The sequence below is a fragment of the Streptomyces cyaneochromogenes genome, assembly GCF_003963535.1.
Classification (GTDB): domain Bacteria; phylum Actinomycetota; class Actinomycetes; order Streptomycetales; family Streptomycetaceae; genus Streptomyces; species Streptomyces shaanxiensis.
The window spans coordinates 9,408,122-9,424,272 of sequence record NZ_CP034539.1 but is presented as its reverse complement, the minus strand read 5'-3'; the positions used below and the strand labels follow the sequence as shown (position 1 = coordinate 9,424,272).

General features: G+C 71.2%; 15 protein-coding genes. 9 read left to right on the top strand and 6 right to left on the bottom strand.

Features of this window, described 5'->3' with window-relative positions; all coding sequences use genetic code 11:
* The first annotated feature begins 203 nt into the window (after positions 1-203).
* Positions 204-629, top strand: coding sequence for an arsenate-mycothiol transferase ArsC (locus EJ357_RS42360; protein ID WP_126397372.1), 426 nt, complete (start codon positions 204-206; stop codon positions 627-629).
* Between the two features lie 289 nt (positions 630-918).
* Here the strand turns inward: EJ357_RS42360 and chrA are convergent, their stop codons facing one another.
* Complete coding sequence (chrA, locus tag EJ357_RS42355; protein WP_126397370.1) at positions 919-2,322, bottom strand: chromate efflux transporter; 1,404 nt, start codon at positions 2,320-2,322, stop codon at positions 919-921.
* 184 nt (positions 2,323-2,506) lie between these two features.
* On the opposite strand from chrA, the gene EJ357_RS42350 reads away from it, so the two are divergent.
* Positions 2,507-3,031, top strand: coding sequence for a Chromate resistance protein ChrB (locus EJ357_RS42350; RefSeq protein ID WP_126397368.1), 525 nt, complete (start codon positions 2,507-2,509; stop codon positions 3,029-3,031).
* On the top strand, positions 3,028-3,462 hold the full coding sequence (locus tag EJ357_RS42345; protein ID WP_126397366.1) for a chromate resistance protein ChrB domain-containing protein: 435 nt from the start codon (positions 3,028-3,030) through the stop codon (positions 3,460-3,462). The genes EJ357_RS42350 and EJ357_RS42345 overlap by 4 nt, the downstream gene beginning before the upstream one ends.
* Positions 3,463-3,928: 466 nt before the next feature.
* Here EJ357_RS42345 and EJ357_RS42340 read toward each other — a convergent pair whose 3' ends face one another.
* Both EJ357_RS42340 and EJ357_RS42335 read right to left on the bottom strand, forming a co-directional pair.
* Complete coding sequence (locus tag EJ357_RS42340; RefSeq protein WP_228472775.1) at positions 3,929-4,576, bottom strand: MFS transporter; 648 nt, start codon at positions 4,574-4,576, stop codon at positions 3,929-3,931.
* Between the two features lie 39 nt (positions 4,577-4,615).
* Positions 4,616-5,224, bottom strand: a complete 609-nt coding sequence (locus EJ357_RS42335; RefSeq protein ID WP_126397364.1) for a hypothetical protein — start codon at positions 5,222-5,224, stop codon at positions 4,616-4,618.
* Between the two features lie 292 nt (positions 5,225-5,516).
* Between EJ357_RS42335 and EJ357_RS42330 the strand changes: the two genes are divergently transcribed.
* The 3 genes from EJ357_RS42330 to EJ357_RS42320 all read left to right on the top strand — a co-directional run bounded on the left by EJ357_RS42330 (position 5,517) and on the right by EJ357_RS42320 (position 9,504).
* Positions 5,517-6,677, top strand: a complete 1,161-nt coding sequence (locus tag EJ357_RS42330) for a sensor histidine kinase (protein WP_126397362.1) — start codon at positions 5,517-5,519, stop codon at positions 6,675-6,677.
* Position 6,678: 1 nt separating this feature from the next.
* The gene (locus EJ357_RS42325) at positions 6,679-7,344 is read left to right on the top strand and encodes a response regulator (RefSeq protein ID WP_126397360.1); all 666 of its coding nucleotides are present in this window, start codon (positions 6,679-6,681) and stop codon (positions 7,342-7,344) included.
* Between the two features lie 249 nt (positions 7,345-7,593).
* Positions 7,594-9,504, top strand: a complete 1,911-nt coding sequence (locus EJ357_RS42320) for a TerD family protein (protein ID WP_126397358.1) — start codon at positions 7,594-7,596, stop codon at positions 9,502-9,504.
* 507 nt (positions 9,505-10,011) lie between these two features.
* On the opposite strand, the gene EJ357_RS50355 is transcribed toward EJ357_RS42320, so the two are convergent.
* On the bottom strand, positions 10,012-10,146 hold the full coding sequence (locus tag EJ357_RS50355) for a hypothetical protein (protein WP_267132828.1): 135 nt from the start codon (positions 10,144-10,146) through the stop codon (positions 10,012-10,014).
* Between the two features lie 241 nt (positions 10,147-10,387).
* Between EJ357_RS50355 and EJ357_RS42310 the strand changes: the two genes are divergently transcribed.
* From EJ357_RS42310 to EJ357_RS42295, 3 genes are all read left to right on the top strand, one after another.
* Positions 10,388-10,894: a hypothetical protein gene (locus tag EJ357_RS42310; protein WP_126400777.1), complete on the top strand. Its 507-nt coding sequence runs from the start codon at positions 10,388-10,390 to the stop codon at positions 10,892-10,894.
* A 262-nt stretch (positions 10,895-11,156) separates the two neighbouring features.
* The gene (locus EJ357_RS42300) at positions 11,157-11,483 is read left to right on the top strand and encodes a hypothetical protein (RefSeq protein WP_126397354.1); all 327 of its coding nucleotides are present in this window, start codon (positions 11,157-11,159) and stop codon (positions 11,481-11,483) included.
* 94 nt (positions 11,484-11,577) lie between these two features.
* The gene (locus tag EJ357_RS42295; protein WP_126397352.1) at positions 11,578-12,270 is read left to right on the top strand and encodes an ABC transporter ATP-binding protein; all 693 of its coding nucleotides are present in this window, start codon (positions 11,578-11,580) and stop codon (positions 12,268-12,270) included.
* 84 nt (positions 12,271-12,354) lie between these two features.
* Here EJ357_RS42295 and EJ357_RS42290 read toward each other — a convergent pair whose 3' ends face one another.
* Both EJ357_RS42290 and EJ357_RS42285 read right to left on the bottom strand, forming a co-directional pair.
* Positions 12,355-13,350, bottom strand: coding sequence for an ABC transporter ATP-binding protein (locus EJ357_RS42290; protein ID WP_126397351.1), 996 nt, complete (start codon positions 13,348-13,350; stop codon positions 12,355-12,357).
* A gap of 74 nt (positions 13,351-13,424) precedes the next feature.
* The gene (locus tag EJ357_RS42285) at positions 13,425-16,094 is read right to left on the bottom strand and encodes an FtsX-like permease family protein (protein ID WP_323377692.1); all 2,670 of its coding nucleotides are present in this window, start codon (positions 16,092-16,094) and stop codon (positions 13,425-13,427) included.
* Positions 16,095-16,151: the final 57 nt, after the last annotated feature.

Here is a 16,151-nt window from a genome sequence, read left to right as displayed (position 1 = left end):
CGCCGCAGCACCCCTGGGCAGGAGTGCTCGGCACTGGTTCGTGGAGCCGGCCTGATCCGCCGGAAAGGACCATGCCGAGAAGCACCGAACGTCTGCTCCTCCTCCCATGAACGGTGTGCGAAATGATCCGCCACCCGGTCGCCGGACGGCAGCCAGGTCAGTAGCGTCGTCGTCCACGCACCAGGACCCGAAGGACCGATCCCATGAGCGAGCCGCAGTCCCAGCCCAGTGTGTTGTTCGTGTGCGCCCACAACGCCGGGCGCTCGCAGATCGCCGCCGCCTTCCTGGAGGAGCTGGCCGGTGACCGCGTGCAGGTGCGTTCCGCGGGGCCGGAGCCGGGCGAGCGGGTCAACCCGCTGGTGGTGCAGGCGATGGCCGAGGTCGGTATCGACCTGTCCGGCCGCACCCCGCGGCAACTGACCGAGGAGACCGTCGGCGCCAGCGAGGTCGTGGTGACCACCAGCGGCGCGGACGCCTGCGCCACGCTGCCCGGCCAACGGCATGTGGACTGGCCTGTGGAGGACGTGGCGGGCAAGGACCTGGACGGCGTACGGGCCATCCGCGACGACATCCGGGCCCGCGTCCAGCTCCTGGCCGACGGCCTGACGCCGCGACCGCACGACCGGTGACCACCGGCCAACCGCATACGCCGTGCAGGCGATACGGCGAGGTCGCCTCGCGCACCGCCGTGGGGCGGTACCTGTCCTGCGGAACGACGACCCGTGAACTCCCTGGCGGGCGACTTTCACCGCGATCGATGGGGAAGGGCGCCCCAGCAATCCCTGCTGTCCAGGGAGGTAACGACGTCCCGGATGTGCCGGACCGGCTCAGGATCGATGCGAAAGAACCCTGCCTCGTTCCGGTCCAGCTCCGAGATGACCTCGACTCCGGCCACACGCCTGTGTTCGGCAGGCGATCTCAGATGCCGGGCGCACCGGCGAGTGCGGCGGCCAGGCCGAGGGCCGCGCAGAAGCTCAGGGTGCGCAGGACACTCCATCTCGCCTTGAAGATCAATACGACGGCGACAAGCGCGATACCGAGGGTGACGGGGCGGAAGGTGGCGAAGTCGGGCACCGCGAGGTGCAGCGGGCCGAACGTGTGGTCGTCGACGGTGGTGAAGAGGGTGTGCTCGGCGAAGTAGAGCGCGAGGTTGGCGATGACGCCGACGACGGCCGCGGTGATGCCGCTGAGCGCGGTGGAGACATGCCGGTTTCCGCGCAGGCGCTCGATGTAGGGGGCGCCGAGGAAGATGAACAGGAAGCAGGGCACGAAGGTGACCCAGGTGGTCAGCAGCGCACCCAGCAGGGCGGCCGCCCAGGGGGTGAGGGCACCCGGGTCGCGGTAGGCGCCGAGGAACGCGACGAACTGCACCACCATGATCAGCGGCCCCGGCGTGGTCTCGGCCAGCGCCAGGCCGCGCACCATCTCCCCCGCGCTCAGCCAGCCGTACGTCTGCACGGCCTGTTGGGCGACGTAGGCGAGGACCGCGTAGGCGCCGCCGAAGGTGACGAGCGCGGTGCCGGAGAAGAACAGGCCCTGGGTGGTGAAGACGCTTCCCGTGCCGGTGAGGACGGCGACGGCGGCCACCGGGACGGCCCACAGCAGCAGGCCGACCAGCAGGATCCGTGAAGTACGGCGCCGACTCGGGCGCTCGTGGTGCAGCGCGTCGTCGGGGATCAGCGGGGCCGGGCCGTCGTCGCCGGAGCCGTGCGCGGCGGGCTTGAAGACGCCGGGCGCCCAGCGGGCGATCAGCCACCCGGCCGCACCGGCGACGACGATCACCACCGGGAACGGCACCTGGAGAATGGCCAGCGCCGCGAAGGAGGCCACCGCCAAGCCGACCAGCAGGGGGTGGGTGAGTGAGCGGCGGCCGACCCGCCACACGGCCTGGGCGACGATGGCGACCACGGCAGGGGCGAGCCCGGCGAACAGTCCGGTGACCGCCACGGTCGTACCGAAGCCGACGTACAGCGCGGACAGTGCGAGCAGCGCCACGACGCCTGGCAGCACGAAGAGGGTGCCGGCGGCCAGACCTCCGCGGGTGCCGTTGAGCAGCCAGCCGGTGTAGATCGCGAGCTGTTGGGCCTCTGGGCCGGGCAGCAGCATGCAGTAGCTGAGCGCGTGGTTGAACCGCTGCTGGCCGATCCAGCGCTTCTCCTCCACCAGGGCCCGCTGCATCACGGCGATCTGTCCGGCCGGGCCGCCGAAGGTCTGCAGGGAGATCGCGAACCAGGTCCGAAGCGCCTGGCGGAACGGTATGGGATCGCCGCGGTCGGGCTCGGCCTGTGGCTGGTGCGGGGCCGGTTGGTCGGTGGCGGTCATCCGCGGCGGTCTCCGTCCCTGGCTCGTAAAGTGCAACCATGGTTACATCATGATGTGGTGCTGTGGAAGGGAGCGCGGTTCCTGTGCGGATGAAGAGTTTGTTGCGGCCGTCGGCCACGGCCGCTCTGTGTGCGCCTCGTACTCTCGTGGCGATGCGAATCCAGCGCCGCCCGGGACCGCCCGCGTGACCGACGACGAACAGCCGCCCCCGGCTCCACCCGTCAGCCCCGGCCAGTGGGTCCTGCTGTCCTACCGTCTGCCCCGCGAGCCCTCGACACCGCGCATCACCGTCTGGCGCAAGCTCAAGCGGCTCGGCGTGGCCCAGATCAGCGACGGCCTGATCGCCCTGCCCGCCGACGCCCGCACCCGCGAGCAACTGGAATGGATCGCCGAGGAGGTCACCGACTTCGGCGGCACCGCCACCTTGTGGATCGCCCAGCCTGCCGCCCTCGCCGAGGAACGCAAGCTGGCACAGGCCATGGCCGACGCCCGCTCCGCCGAGTACGAGCAGGTCCGCGCCCAGGCCGAACAGGCCCGCCACCAACCGGACGACGAACGGCAGCGCACCCTGCGCCGGCTCCGTGCCGAACTGCGCCGCATCAACCGCCGCGACTACTTCCCCCCACCGCAACGCCGCACCGCCGAAGCCGCGGTGGCCGCCCTGCACCCCGCCAACACAACCCCCGCCTCCGAGGAGCACCCCGCATGAAGTGGGCCACCCGCGCCGGCATCCACATCGACCGCGCCGCCTGCGCCTGGCTGATCCGCCGCTTCGTCGACACCGACGCCGAGTTCGTCTTCGTCACCGATCCGGCCGCAGTCCCTGCCGATGCCACCCCCTTCGACATGCGCGGCGTCGAACTCGGCCACCACCACGGCGACTGCAGCTTCGAAACCATCCTGCGCCGCTACGACCTCACCGCCGACCCCGCCCTCAAGCGCATCGCCGAGATCGTCCACGAGGCCGACCTCGACGACGAACGCTTCGACGCCCCCGAGGCCCCCGGCCTCGACGTCGTCCTGCGCGGCCTGTCCATGATCGGCGACGACGAGCACACCATGGCCGTCACCAATCCGGTCTTCGACGGACTGTACGAGTACTACCGCCGAGCCACACTCCTGGGCCGCGAACCCGCGTGACCGGCGCCATCACCGGCTCCGATATCCCGCTGGCGCGTCGGCCCTGCAACACGGTTGGCAGGACGCGTTCCTGGGCCTCGCGGCCCTCTGGCCGGCGCTGTCGGTGCCGGCGGGTTGAGCAAGGGCCGTGCGATAGCGGCCATCGGCGCCGGGTGCCGCAGTGGTCGGGGGGGGCGTTGTTCAGGATCGGTCTCGGGACCGGCGCTGTGCCGTCGGTCCCGGGACCGGCCTGCTTGGGGTAGGGCACGGTGCGGCTCCGCACGACGGGCGTGAGGAGGGGCCGATGGCCAGGAGAGCGGCGAGGGCGGCGAATCCGTCGACGAGGGTGGACGCCGTGGCGACGGCGGCAACGAGGAGGGAGCCTCCGGCGTCGCCGAGTTCACGGCCGAGCTCGGCCGATCCAAGGGCTGGCCGAGCCGTTCGGGCGGGGTGGTGGCGGCCGGCGCCGCGAAGCCGAGCGGGGTGATCAGCCGGTTCCGGCGCCGATCAGGGCCGCGCCGGTGAGGATGCCGGTCGGGCCGGAGAGAATGGCGCGGCCCGGACCTGCGCCGGTGACGGCGAATCCGGCGGCCAGGCCGCCAGGGGTTGTGACGCGTCCGCTGTCCAGGGCACGGCCCGCGTACGGCTGGACGATGGTGGCGGTGGCGGCGAGGACGGAGACCGCCGCGCCGGTGGCCACCGTGCCGAGTGCGGCGGCGGCTCCGGAGACGGGCAGAAAGCCGACGCCGGCGGAGAGTACGGCAGTCGCGCCGGCCAGGCCGCAGTGGGGGGCGAGGAAGGTGCGGGAGGCGAGGCGACGGGCCAGGTCGGGCGCGGTCTTCCGGGACTTGGGCAGCGGCGCCACGGCGGGGACGGCGAGCGTGCCCCACACGGCGACGACAGCCGCCAGGACGGCCAGGACGGTGAACAGCAGGCGCAGTCCGCCGGCCCAGACCAGGACGCCGCCCAGGAGCGGGCCGAGGGTGTAGCCGATGGACTTGCGATGGACTTGTAGAGGCCGTAACCGCCGAACGCCCGGCCCTGCTTGGCGGCCGGGTTGAGCCGGGCGACCGGTGCGCAGGCCGAGGGGGAGAACGCCGAGGCGGTGGCGCCCTGGCCGAGCCCCGCCGCCCACAGCCAGTCCATTGCCTGTGCGCCGGCGGCGCACGTCGTCTCAGACCGGTACCCGCTTCGGGTCCGTGGTGTGCTCGACGCCTGGGGCCGTGCGCCACAGTGCGGCCGAGAGCCACATCAGGATGACGCCGACCAGGACGTGCAGCGCGCTGGTGAGCAGGGAGTCCGGCAGCGCGGTCAGGAACGCGAACAGCGGCAGAACCACGGCGTACCCCCACGACGGGACCCTCGGGAAGACCCGGGCGCGGATCATGGCCGCCCCGAACAGGGCGCAGCCCACGGCGAAGACGGCCGCGGAACCTATGAGCGCGGGGACGGTGGGGCCGGTCAGGGCCGCGTCGACTACGTCCTCGTCCAAGTAGAAGAGCACCAGGTTCGACGCGAACGCGGCGCCGCCGAACAGGCCGAGGCCGATGAGGTTCATGATGGCGGCGGTCCTTCCGAGGCTCCCGGCGGCCGGGGCCTGGCGCTGATGCAGTGCGGTGAGCAGCGGCAGGGCGAGCGCGGGGGCGAGGGCGAGCGGGACGCTGGTCGCCGAGGTCTCTCCGGTGAACGCCTCGACCAGGCCGGGCACGGCGATCAGCAGGCCGGACAGCGCCCCGCACAGGGCGCCGGCGCGAAATGTCGATGAGGTGACGGATGAGGGCATGGGGCTGCTCCGGTTGCTCGGACGGTGGATGGTTGCTCAGACGGTTGGCTGCTGGTGCGAACGGTGAGTGCCGCGCTGACAGCGGGTCCGGGTCGCAACCGTAGGAAGCGGCCGGCCGGCGTGGGGAGGTGAAGGACGTCGTGCATCGGCGGCCGGAAGTCACCGTCTTCCGGTCGGCGCCGGGCCGTTCGGCACATGCCGTTGGGCTCGATCCGGCCGGGATGTGCTCGCCGATGCCCCAGGACGGTCGTGATCGGCCTAGCCTGGCGCCAGCGGGTGGAGGGGGGTGCGCATGGCGGCGTATGTGCCCGTGCGATGGGTTTCGCCACTGCTGTACGGCGTCGTACTGGTCGGTGGTCTGTACTCCGCGGCGGTCGGCCTGGACAGCCGTCTCGGGCCGACGGCCTGGCGGACGGCCGGCTTCGTCATCGCGATCGGCGCGCTGTTCGCCCTGGAGGCGGCCGGACACCGTCGCCCGGACGCCCGGGTGCCGCTGCTCCTGGCCCGCTGCGCCCTGATCGGAGCGGTGGTGCTGCTGGACGTCTCGGGACTGTCCCAAGTGCTGTTCGTGCTGGTGCCGTTCACCGCCTACTTCGCTTTCGGCCGCACCGCCGCGCTGGCGCTGGGCGCGCTGTGTCCGGCCGGGTTACTCACCGCCTTCCTGCTGACCGTGCCCGGCTGGTACCGCGACCAGGAGCGCGTGGCCGACCTGTTGATGCTCTGCGTCGGGCTGGTGCTGGCGATCTCGATGGCAGCGGTGGCAGTCGGCGAGCAGCGCGCACGGCTCGAACTGGAGGCGTACGCCGCGCGGGTCGCCGAATTGTCCGCCGCCACCGAGCGCAACCGGCTGGCGCGGGACATCCATGACAGCCTCGGTCACCATCTCACCGCGATGTCCGTCCAGTTGGAGATGGCCTCGGACTTCCAGACGCTGGACCCCGACGCGGCTCAGCGGGCGCTGAACGAGGCACGGCGATCGGTGCGGCTCGCGCTGGGCGACGTACGGCAGTCGGTACGCGCTCTGCGGGACGAGGCGACGCGCCCCACGCTGGCTGCGGCGCTCGCCGCGCTGGCGCAGGACGGCGCGGCCGGGCCGCGGGTCACTGTCGAGGTGAGCGGCGATGAGGACGGCTACGGCGCGGTCGAGCTGACCGCGCTGTACCGGGCCGCGCAGGAGGCCGTCACCAACGCGCGCCGCCATGCGCGGGCCTCGCAGGTGACCGTTGTGGTCCGGTTGGCCGGGGGCGCCGCGCGGCTGGAGGTGACGGACGACGGCCGTGGCTTCGCACCGGACGCGGCGGTCGCCGGGTTCGGGCTGCTCGGCATGAGGGAGCGGGTACATCTGGTGGCGGGGAGCGTCGAGGTCGACAGCAGCCCGGGCGCCGGCACTCAGGTGACGGTGACAGTCCCGCGCGGGACGGCGGCGAAGTCCTCGGTGGACGGGAGGCAGTGACATGAACGACGAGGAACCGGAGCAGGCACTGCCTGTGCGGGTGCTGGTGGTTGACGACCAGCGGCTCATCCGGGACGGCATCGCCTCCCTGCTTTCCATCCGGTCGGGCATCGACGTCGTCGGCACCGCCGTGGACGGCCGGGATGCCGTGGCGAAGACCCTGGAACTGGGGCCGGACGTCGTGCTCATGGACGTCCGGATGCCGGAGATGGACGGTGTCGAGGCGGTCGCCGTCCTGCGCGACCGGGCGCCGTCGTGCCGGGTGGTGATGCTGACGACGTTCGACGACGAGGAGTACGTAGTGCAGGCACTGCGGGCCGGGGCGCACGGCTACCTGCTGAAGGATCTGCCGGCCGAGGAACTCGCCCACGCGGTCCGCCTCGCGCACGCGGGCGTCACCCAGCTCGACTCGTCCGTCGCCCGCCGTCTGGCCGCCTCCCTGCCGCATCCCGGCCCCGCCGCCGAGGCTCCCGCTGTCTCCCTCAGCCCGCGCGAGACGGACATCCTCCGGCTCGTGGCACACGGGCACACCAACAGGGAGATCGCCGCACGGCTGTACCTCAGCGAGGGCACGGTCAAGAACCACGTCTCCCGCATCCTCAAACACCTCGCCCTGCGCGACCGCACCCAGGCGGCGCTCCGTGCCCGGGACCTCGGCCTGTTGTGAGCCTCCGCAGTGCGGGTCTGCCCCTCAGCACCTCGACCGGGATGGGCATCGCCGCCGTCACCAGCCGGGCACTGCAGTGGTACGGCTGTGAACCCGCTAGCCACCTCTGACTGGCGCGTTCCAAGCGCTCGTCCCGGTGCGGTCCCCCTTCAGTCACCGCAGTTCGACCACCTCGCCACAACCGAATGGACAAGGGCAAATCGGCATACAGGTTGAAGGAGCACTGGATTTCAGATCATCCTTGCCGCCATGAGTCTCGTCTCCGCCTCCTTCGATGTGCCCGACATGGGCGACTACGCGCGCGACTGGGCCTTGGTCGATGTGGAGACGTCGGGCCTCATGGCCCGGCGAGATCGCGTGCTGTCCGTCGCGGTGATCACGATCGGTCCGGACGGCGAGCAGACCGGGGAGTTCTCGACGCTGCTCAATCCGGGCTGCGATCCGGGACCGGTGCAGGTGCACGGGCTGACCGTCGAGCGACTGCGCGGTGCGCCGACCTTCGACCAGGTCGCCGGGCGGATCGGGGCGATGCTGCAGGAGCGGGTCCTGGTCGCCCACAACGCCCAGTTCGACTACGACTTCCTGGCCTACGAGTTCGCCCGTGCGCGGATGTGGCTGCCGGTGTCGCAGCGGCTGTGCACCCTGGCTCTGAATCGCCAGGTGGATCCGCCGACGGACGACATGAAGCTCGGCACCCTCGCCGCCCATTACGGCGTCCCCCAGCAGCATGCGCACGATGCGCTGGACGACACCCGTGTGCTGGCCGGGATCCTGCGGGCGTCACTGCGCGAGGCAGCGCGGCTCGATCTGCCCCTGCCGCTGGTGACCTGCCCGCCCCGGGCGGAATCGCAGTTCACGCCACAGCCGCCGAAGACCCCCTGCGCCTACCGCAATCCGGGACGGCTGACGCCGGGCGAACCTCTCCAGCAGGGGATGAAGGTCGCGATCACCGGTGAGACCGCCCATGCCCGTGCGGAGCTGGTCGGGCGGGCGGTCGCCGCCGGGCTGAACATGATGACCTCCGTCAGCCGGCACACCAGCGTGCTGGTCACCAATGAACCGGCGTCCGGCTCGGCAAAGGCCCGACGCGCACTCGCCGAAGGCGTGCCGCTCATCGACGAGCACACCTTCGTGCGGATGCTGACCGACGTACGACCGGGGACAGCGCATGAGGCGACGGCCGTCGCTGTCGCCCCGCCGGCCGAGCCGGAAGCAGAACCCGTCGTCGGCCCCGTGTTGTCGGCGCCCACCACGACCTCTGCCGCACCCGTCCGGGAAGCCGCAGCCCTCACCCCGGCCGCCCCCGGTGCAGGGGTACCCGCTCCGCGCCAACCGGTGCCCTCCGTCGGCACGTCGGACAAGCCTCTGGCGGGGCGTCGGGTGCTGGTGCTCGGTGGTGTCCATGCCGATGCCGCGGCGGCCCGTACCCGCATCGTCGAGCTGGGCGGGTCGGCGGCGGTCAATCTGTCCGCCAGTGTCACCGACGTCGTACTCCTGGAGGGAGGGCAGGGCGACCGGCGCATGAGCCGCATCACCGCCCTCGAACTCCCCGTGCACGACCTCCACTGGCTGACCTCTCCGACCGCCACCGCCCCGGCCGCGGCGGCGCTGCGACCTCAGGAACCGCACGTGATGCCGAGAGGTGGTGTCATCGACCTGCCCATGCCTCACAGCAGGCCCTCGCCGGAGTGGTACGTCACCGCCGGCTGGGCCCCGCAGGCCGACTACGAGATCGACGTCGTCGCCTTCCTCCTCGACGAGGACGAACAGGTCACCTTCGACGAGGACTTCATCTTCTACGGCGCTCCGGAGAGCCCCGCCGGAACCGTGCGACTGCTCACCGGCGGCCCCGCCGAACAGACCATCGCCCTCAACCTGGCCTCCCTGCCGCCCGCGACGCGCAAGGTCGTCATCGCCGCCGCCATCGACGGCGCCGCCACCTTCGGGACGGTCGGTGCGATCCAGATCGGTGCGGCCCCCGGCAGCAGCGGGGCACCGCTTGCCCGGGCCACCCTGGACGCCGCCACCACCGAACGCACCATGCTGCTCGCCGAGATCTACCGCAGAGGCCCGGTGTGGCGCCTACGCGCCGTCGGCCAGGGCTACGACCACGGCCTCGACGCCCTCGCACGCGGATACGGCGTCGACATCGCCGACTGAACGCCGGCGCCGGAAGCGGAGAGCCGCGCGTCTCTGCGTCCAGGTCAGGCCCGGCGACGCGGTGCGGGCGTGGATCCCGGCTTGGGCAGGGCATGCTCAGGGCCGGATTGGCGGGCAGTCCCTGGAGGCCTTCGATGCGCTGCTGGAGCTCGGCGAGCTGGCCTGTGATGCAGCGGGCGTAGGTGGCGAGCAGGACGGGGACGCTGTTGCCGGCCCTCGCGACGACCTGGGCGGGTGGGATGCCGTTGTTGAGCCAGGTTACGGCGGCGAGACCGATCACGGTCCACACGTGTGCGCAGGGTGCGGCGGGGAGCTCGGCCGCGCTGAACGTGTTGCGGCTGTAGGCGGAGAACAGTATGCGTGTGCCTACTCGGTGCTGGCCGTGGACTGCCTCGCGGTGGGGTGGAGTTGGAGCGGCAGCCACGGGTGGACGAGATGGCGCGGCGAGTGCATGTCGTCCATGACGAGGATGCGGTCGGGCTCGGCGAGGTCGCGTGACCACAGGCGTCAGGTGCCGCGGTCTTCGACCTCGCCCTCGACGGTCAGCGCGTACGAGCCGTCGAGCGCGCGGCCGGCGTTCTCGCGCACCTCGCCTTCGAGGTCGCGGATGCGGTCGAGCGGGGCGTTCAGGACGGTAGCCATCGGTCGGCGGACTCCAGGGTGAGGTACTTATGTCTGCGGCGGCCGATATGCCTGACCTATGACGCTAGGTGAGATTTATTCGGTTTGGCGAAGACGACCTGAGTAAGAAGTCGTTAATGAATCCTCATAAGCAAAGTTCGCCATTGTGTACGCATGTTCTCGCTGGTAGCGTCCCCTCGTATGGTGATCAAGCAATTGCCTGACCAGCGGTTGCGAACGTAAGGGGATTGACTTCGTGAGTATGCGAAGCAAGGGAATTTCTGCCGCGATTGCCGTCGCTATGACCGGCACAATGTGCGGCATCAGCGCCAACGCCGCACATGCAGCCTCCCCGGAAGGCGGGAGCGCTGCGAAAGTCACGCAGTCGGCAACAGCGGGGCAATCTCGCGCCGCTGCCGATGACATCTGCTTTGTCCTGGGGGTCGGCACTGGAGCGGCAGGTTTTGCCAAGGCGCTGGCCAAGGGTGCGTCGTGGGCAGGAATCGGCGCTGCCGTTGGGTGCTATGCGTACACGCTGGCGAAGCAGTCCACGCCTGCGCAAAAGCGGGCCGTCATGATCGCGTCGTACAAGAAGTACCAGGCGATGAGCGATCTCAAGAAGCTTGATGCGCTCGGATATTACTGCCGCAAGAAGGACAGTGGCGGCGGTGGCGGCGGTACTGATGCCGCCCCTCTCAACACGAGGATAGGCTGGACGGATATCAAAATGAGGGGCGTGACTTACACATGCACAGCAACCGGAGACTGATCGGTCGCTACGACTGGAGCTATGGAGAGCGATTCGCGGTCGCCGTAGCGCTGGTCGTGCTGAGCCTGCTCTGGCTCACGTCAACCGAGGCCATGTGGGCAATCGTAGTAGCTTGGGTTGGTGCGGCTGGAGGAGCGCTCGGGGTGCTCTACTCCGGATGGCGCTGCATTCGCACACGCGGGGATTCGCACTGAGATTTTCCCTGTGGAATCTTAGCGAAGCGGGGTCTGGGCGCGCTTGAGGAAATAGCGGGATTCCAGCTTTGCAGAAGCGGCTCATCTGGATGCGCAGCGCCCCCGAACCGTCACCACCATCGAGTGCGACCTGGCCGGCGAGAGCCGGTCCGGTCGCCGAGAGCAGCGGCATCGTCGGCTTCGGCGTTGTACCGGTGCTCGCCCCCTCCGAGAAGCAGGAGGCCATCGCGGCCTGGAACAAGGCCTTCGGCCTCACCCGCTCACACATCGCGACCGTCCAACTCGCCCTGGCACAACTCCCAAGCGCCTGCGGCCGAGAGGCCGTCGTCGACATGCCCCACCGAGGCACCCGCTTCCTTGACACACCGTCACTCGCCGGAGAATCCGACACGTGAGAACGGAAGCGCCGCAGCGCATCATGCTTTGCCGGTTGTTCTGCCGGGTGAGATGCTGGCGCACTGCGGAAACAGCGGAGCATACGGGGGCGTGATGGGCCAGGCGATGACCGCAGCCATGCTGCGGGTGGCGGACGTGCACAAGTCGTACGGTCGAGGCGTCAGCGCCGTTCATGCCCTGCGGGGCGTTTCCTTCGAGGTCCCTCGGGGGGAACTCGTCGCTCTCAAGGGACGCTCGGGCTCGGGCAAGACCACTTTGCTCAACATCGTGGGTGGTCTGGACGAACCGGACAGCGGACGTGTCACCATCGACGGGCTGCACCTTCGGGACCAGGGTGAGGACGCCCTCCTCGCGCTGCGACGGGAGCGCATCGGCTTCGTCTTCCAGTCGTTCGGGCTCATCCCCATCCTCACGGCTGCCGAAAACGTGGGCGTACCACTGCGGTTGCGCAGGGCGGACCCGCGCGAGCGGCGGGAGCGCGTCGAACTGCTGCTGTCCCTCGTGGGGCTCGCGGACCATGCCGCGCAGCGCCCGGGTGAGTTGTCGGGCGGGCAGCGCCAGCGGGTCGCCATCGCCCGCGCCTTGGCCAACAGTCCCTCGATTCTCATCGCCGACGAGCCGACCGGCCAGTTGGACGCGGAGACCGGGCACTCCGTGATGGAACTGCTGCGCGCCGTCGTCCGCAGCGAGCGGATCACGGCTCTCGTGGCCACCCATGACACGACACTTCTCGACCTCGCCGATCGTGTGCTGGAGCTGAAGGACGGCGAGATCGCCGAATCCTAGGCCAGTCGTCCCCATCACACCGCAGACGCGGGATCCGGCATCAGGCCACGTCGGAGTAGGCGGACCGGACGTACTCGGTTCCTCTCAGATCCTCGGCTGTTCCTCGGCTGAGCCCTGGCCGTGACGGCCGTTGCGGGCGTCGTCCGGGCGGACGGCGATGTGGTCGGGTTCCAGTTCCAGAGCGACGCGGTCGCGCATCCCCAGGGCCCGGGTGTACTCGGCGGGGAGTTGGAGGCGGCCGGCCCGGTCGAGCATGGCGTATTCGCGGGCTACAAGGTTCTCCTGGCCGGTGGCGGAGTCGACTTCGCTGTGGCGCAGGACTTCCGTCGCCGTGCGGCCGTCCCGGATGGCGACCGTACGGCGGACCTCTCCGGCAACGGACTGATCGTGCGTGACGATCACGATGGTGGTCCCCAACTCCTCGTTGGCGGTGCGGAACGCGGCGAAGACCTGTTCGGCGGTGTGGGAGTCGAGTTCGCCGGTGGGCTCATCGGCGAGCAGGACCGCGGGATCGTTGGCGAGGGCGACGGCGAGGGCGACGCGCTGCTGCTGGCCGCCGGACATCTGGTGCGGCCGACGGTCGCGGCAATCGGCTACGTCCAGCAGGTCGAGGAGTTCCATGACGCGATTGCCCCAGGTTCGGCGCCGGCCTCGGGCGCGAGCCAACTGCAGGGGCAGGGCTACGTTCTGTGCGGCGGTGAGATAGGGCAGGAGATTGTGGGAGGTCTGCTGCCGGACGAAGCCGACGGTCTTGCGACGGTAGGCGAGTCGTTCCTTGGAGGACATCGTGACCAGGTCGTGGTCGGCGACACGGGTCGCGCCGGCGGTGGGTTTGTCCAGTCCGGCCAGGATGTTCATGAGGGTGGACTTGCCGCTGCCGGAGGCGCCGACCAGGGCCATGAGCTCGCCCTTGCGGACGAGGAGATCGAGGCCTTGCAGTGCCTGGACCTCCACGCCGTCCGCAGCGAAGATCCGTACCAGCCGGTCGCAGGTGATCAGGGCGTCGTGACCGTAGGCAGCGGCGTTGCGCGCGGCGAGGGCACGGTCGGCGAGCTCGTGGAAGGTCGGGCTGCTGGTCATCGGCTGCTCCTGGGCGGTCGGAGGGGCACGGGCCGGTGCCGGAGAGGGCTTGGTCTCAGGACTCTGCTCACTGTCTAGTTGTCACCCAGCCTCAGTTCGCGCACCGAGCCACGTCGGCTGGTCCACCAGGCCTGGCCGGCGGGCACACCGATGGACAGGAGCAGCACGGTGAGCGCCGGAACCGCGAGCGAGAGCGGATCGGTGCGCAGCACGGCCCCCTCGAGAGCGGACGGGGAGGCCAGGGCGATGGTCGTGAGGTCGATGCCGGGCGAGAGCAGGTGAATGCCGACCCAGCCGGTCAGCATGCCGCCGGCCGCGGCCAGGAACGCCTGTGGGAGGGCGGTGAGGACCAGAAGTCGGCGGCCCTGGGCCCGGGTCATGCCCATCGTGCGCAACCGGGCGAGCAGAGCGCCGCGTTCGGGCGCGGTGCGCAGCACGGTCAGCACGAGCGCGAGGACCGCGAACCCGGCGCCCGCGGCGACCGCGACACCGTACAGGCGTTCCGCGCCGGACTGCAGCGGTGATTCGACGTGCCGCGTGCGTTCCTCGGCGCGCAGTTGGACGGCCGCCGCCGTGCTTTCCGCCGCCGAGCGCAGCGCCCGGCCGTTCAAGGCGTCACCGGTCAGCAGCAGGGTCGTCGTACGCGCCGCGCCGCGGGGAAGGCCGGCGCGGTCCACGATCAGGAAGTCGTCACCGAGCACTGCCGGGGTGTGGTCTCGGACCAGGACGATCCGGACAGTGACGGAGGTGCCGTCCGGGAGCAGGACGGGGTAGGGCTCGGTGCCGTACTCGTCGGCCACGCGAGTTGAGGCCAGCGCGGGCAGGGGCCGGTCGGCGCTGCCCGTCGTACCGGCGTCCGCCTGCCGGAGGCTCGCCGCGTCGAACGGACCCAGTCCCGTGTGGTGCGACAGGTCCGCATAGGCGTCAGGGTCCACACCCGCCAGCGGTACCGGCTGGCTGCCCAGTGAGGGCTGCGCCTCGTCGGTGACGCTTACTTCCGTCATGTCCCGTACGCCGGGCAGTCGGCGTACTCGGTCGGGCAGGGCACGAGGGAGTTCAGCGGTGGTGGCCTCGATGCGGCCGTCGGCGCCGACGTGGAGGAGCGCGGCCTGGTCGCGGGCCGCCGTGACCCCTGCCAGGACCGAGCCGCCGAACGCGGCCGTGGTCAGGGCGCTGAGCAGGGCGAGCAGGGGCAGCACGGCGAAGCCGGGGGCACGAGCCACCTGGGCGAGCGACAGCGGAATCACCAGGCCCCGCATGCGGGTGGTCGCCTTGCTCAGCGCACGCAGCGGCAGGGGGTGCAGGCGTGCCAGCAGCAGAGCCGCGACCATGCCCGTCAGCAGGGGGGCGGCGGCCACCAGCCCGGTGCTGCCGGATCCCTGTCGGCGCAGTACGGCGACCGCCCCCGACGCGATGACCACGACCGTCAGTTCCGCCACCGTTCGGCGCCGCGACGGCCGGGCGGTGGTGAGGTCCTCCCGCCCGTCGTGCATCCGTACCGTGCGGTGCGCCACCACGGCGCGCAGCGGGAGCGCGCCACAGGCGAACAGGGTGACGGCGAGGGCGGCGGCGAGGGCGGGTGCGGTGCGGGCATCGGGCAGGACGAGCAGTGCGGCGGTCAGTCCGAGGGCGCCGGCCGGCACGGCCACCACCGCCGTCTCCGCCAGCAGCCGAACGGCCAGGCCGGACAGTGAGGCGCCGCGGGCACGCAGCAGGGCCAGCTCCGCGTGTCGGCGATCGGCTGCCACGCCGCCGGCCATCGCCAGGACGATCAGGGCGAGGCTGCCGGTCCCGACGGCGGCGAGGAGAAGCAACGAGTCGATCCCCGACCGTAGTCGGGCATGGTCCGCGAGAACCTCGTCGAGATGCGTCTGGGCATCCAGGCTCCCGTCGACGACCTCCCGCAGCCGCTGCACTCCAGGCCCCGACTCCAGGGCGGCTACGGCGGACGCCAGACGGTCGAGATCGTGGCCGCGCAGGCCGGCGACGTCGGGGGCCACATTCCAGTACCGGTGCGGGCGGCCGGGGGTGCCCAGGAGGGCCGGGCCGGCATCGGCGGCGAGCAGCAGGCCACCGAGCCAGTGGACGTCCGTCGGCAAAAGCTCGGGATCGCGGCTCAGCGAGGGGGTGCGCAGCACCGGCAGTGCCGACCAGTAGGCGCCCTCGGGGGCGCGCGGCACGACGATTCCGGTGACCCGGACGGCGAGCGGGGCGTGCTCCGAGCCCGGTACGTGGATCACCGAGCCCACCCGGATGTCGAGCGTGCGGGCGGTGTCCACGGTGACGGCTGCCTCGAGCTGCGCGGTCGCCGCGGTCACCGGTGCGCCCGTGGTGCGCGGCAGACGGCCCGCACTGAGCCGGGCGTGGGAGGCCAGGTCCTGCTGGGCGGCGAGCACCAGTTGAGTGGGCAGGCCGGCGGGCCGGGGAAGCCAGGGATCGGACGCTTCCAGGGGGACGGTCGTGCGCACGCCGTAGGCCGACTGCGCGGGGTCGGGAACCAGCGGCGCCTCGGCGGTGGCGAGAATTTTGGCCCGGGCCGCGGTCAGCGGACCGACGCGCAGGGCAGCCTCCATCTCCTCGACCGTGTCCATCCAGGGCAGCGGGACCTCCAACTGCACGGTCGTCCGGTCGGGTTGGGCCTGCTCGACCGCCCGGCGCAGCCCCGCGTCCCCGTACCGGTCGACGGCACGGGGGTACGCCGCGGCCAGCGCGGCGGTCACGGCCACCAGGAGCGCGAGGGCCACGGACGTACCGGCGAAGGCTCTCAGCCGGGTCCGTAAGCCGGCGTGTACATGCGGTGG

Bases quoted from the DNA above. Each gene is read 5' to 3' on its own strand.
- EJ357_RS42335 (WP_126397364.1), bottom strand. From the start codon at position 5,224: ATGCCCTCATCCGTCACCTCATCGACATTTCGCGCCGGCGCCCTGTGC.
- EJ357_RS42320 (WP_126397358.1), top strand. From the start codon at position 7,594: ATGAGTCTCGTCTCCGCCTCCTTCGATGTGCCCGACATGGGCGACTAC.
- EJ357_RS42310 (WP_126400777.1), top strand. From the start codon at position 10,388: ATGCGAAGCAAGGGAATTTCTGCCGCGATTGCCGTCGCTATGACCGGC.
- EJ357_RS42330 (WP_126397362.1), top strand. From the start codon at position 5,517: ATGGCGGCGTATGTGCCCGTGCGATGGGTTTCGCCACTGCTGTACGGC.
- EJ357_RS50355 (WP_267132828.1), bottom strand. From the start codon at position 10,146: ATGGCTACCGTCCTGAACGCCCCGCTCGACCGCATCCGCGACCTCGAA.
- EJ357_RS42295 (WP_126397352.1), top strand. From the start codon at position 11,578: ATGGGCCAGGCGATGACCGCAGCCATGCTGCGGGTGGCGGACGTGCAC.
- EJ357_RS42360 (WP_126397372.1), top strand. From the start codon at position 204: ATGAGCGAGCCGCAGTCCCAGCCCAGTGTGTTGTTCGTGTGCGCCCAC.
- EJ357_RS42345 (WP_126397366.1), top strand. From the start codon at position 3,028: ATGAAGTGGGCCACCCGCGCCGGCATCCACATCGACCGCGCCGCCTGC.
- chrA (WP_126397370.1), bottom strand. From the start codon at position 2,322: ATGACCGCCACCGACCAACCGGCCCCGCACCAGCCACAGGCCGAGCCC.
- EJ357_RS42290 (WP_126397351.1), bottom strand. From the start codon at position 13,350: ATGACCAGCAGCCCGACCTTCCACGAGCTCGCCGACCGTGCCCTCGCC.
- EJ357_RS42325 (WP_126397360.1), top strand. From the start codon at position 6,679: ATGAACGACGAGGAACCGGAGCAGGCACTGCCTGTGCGGGTGCTGGTG.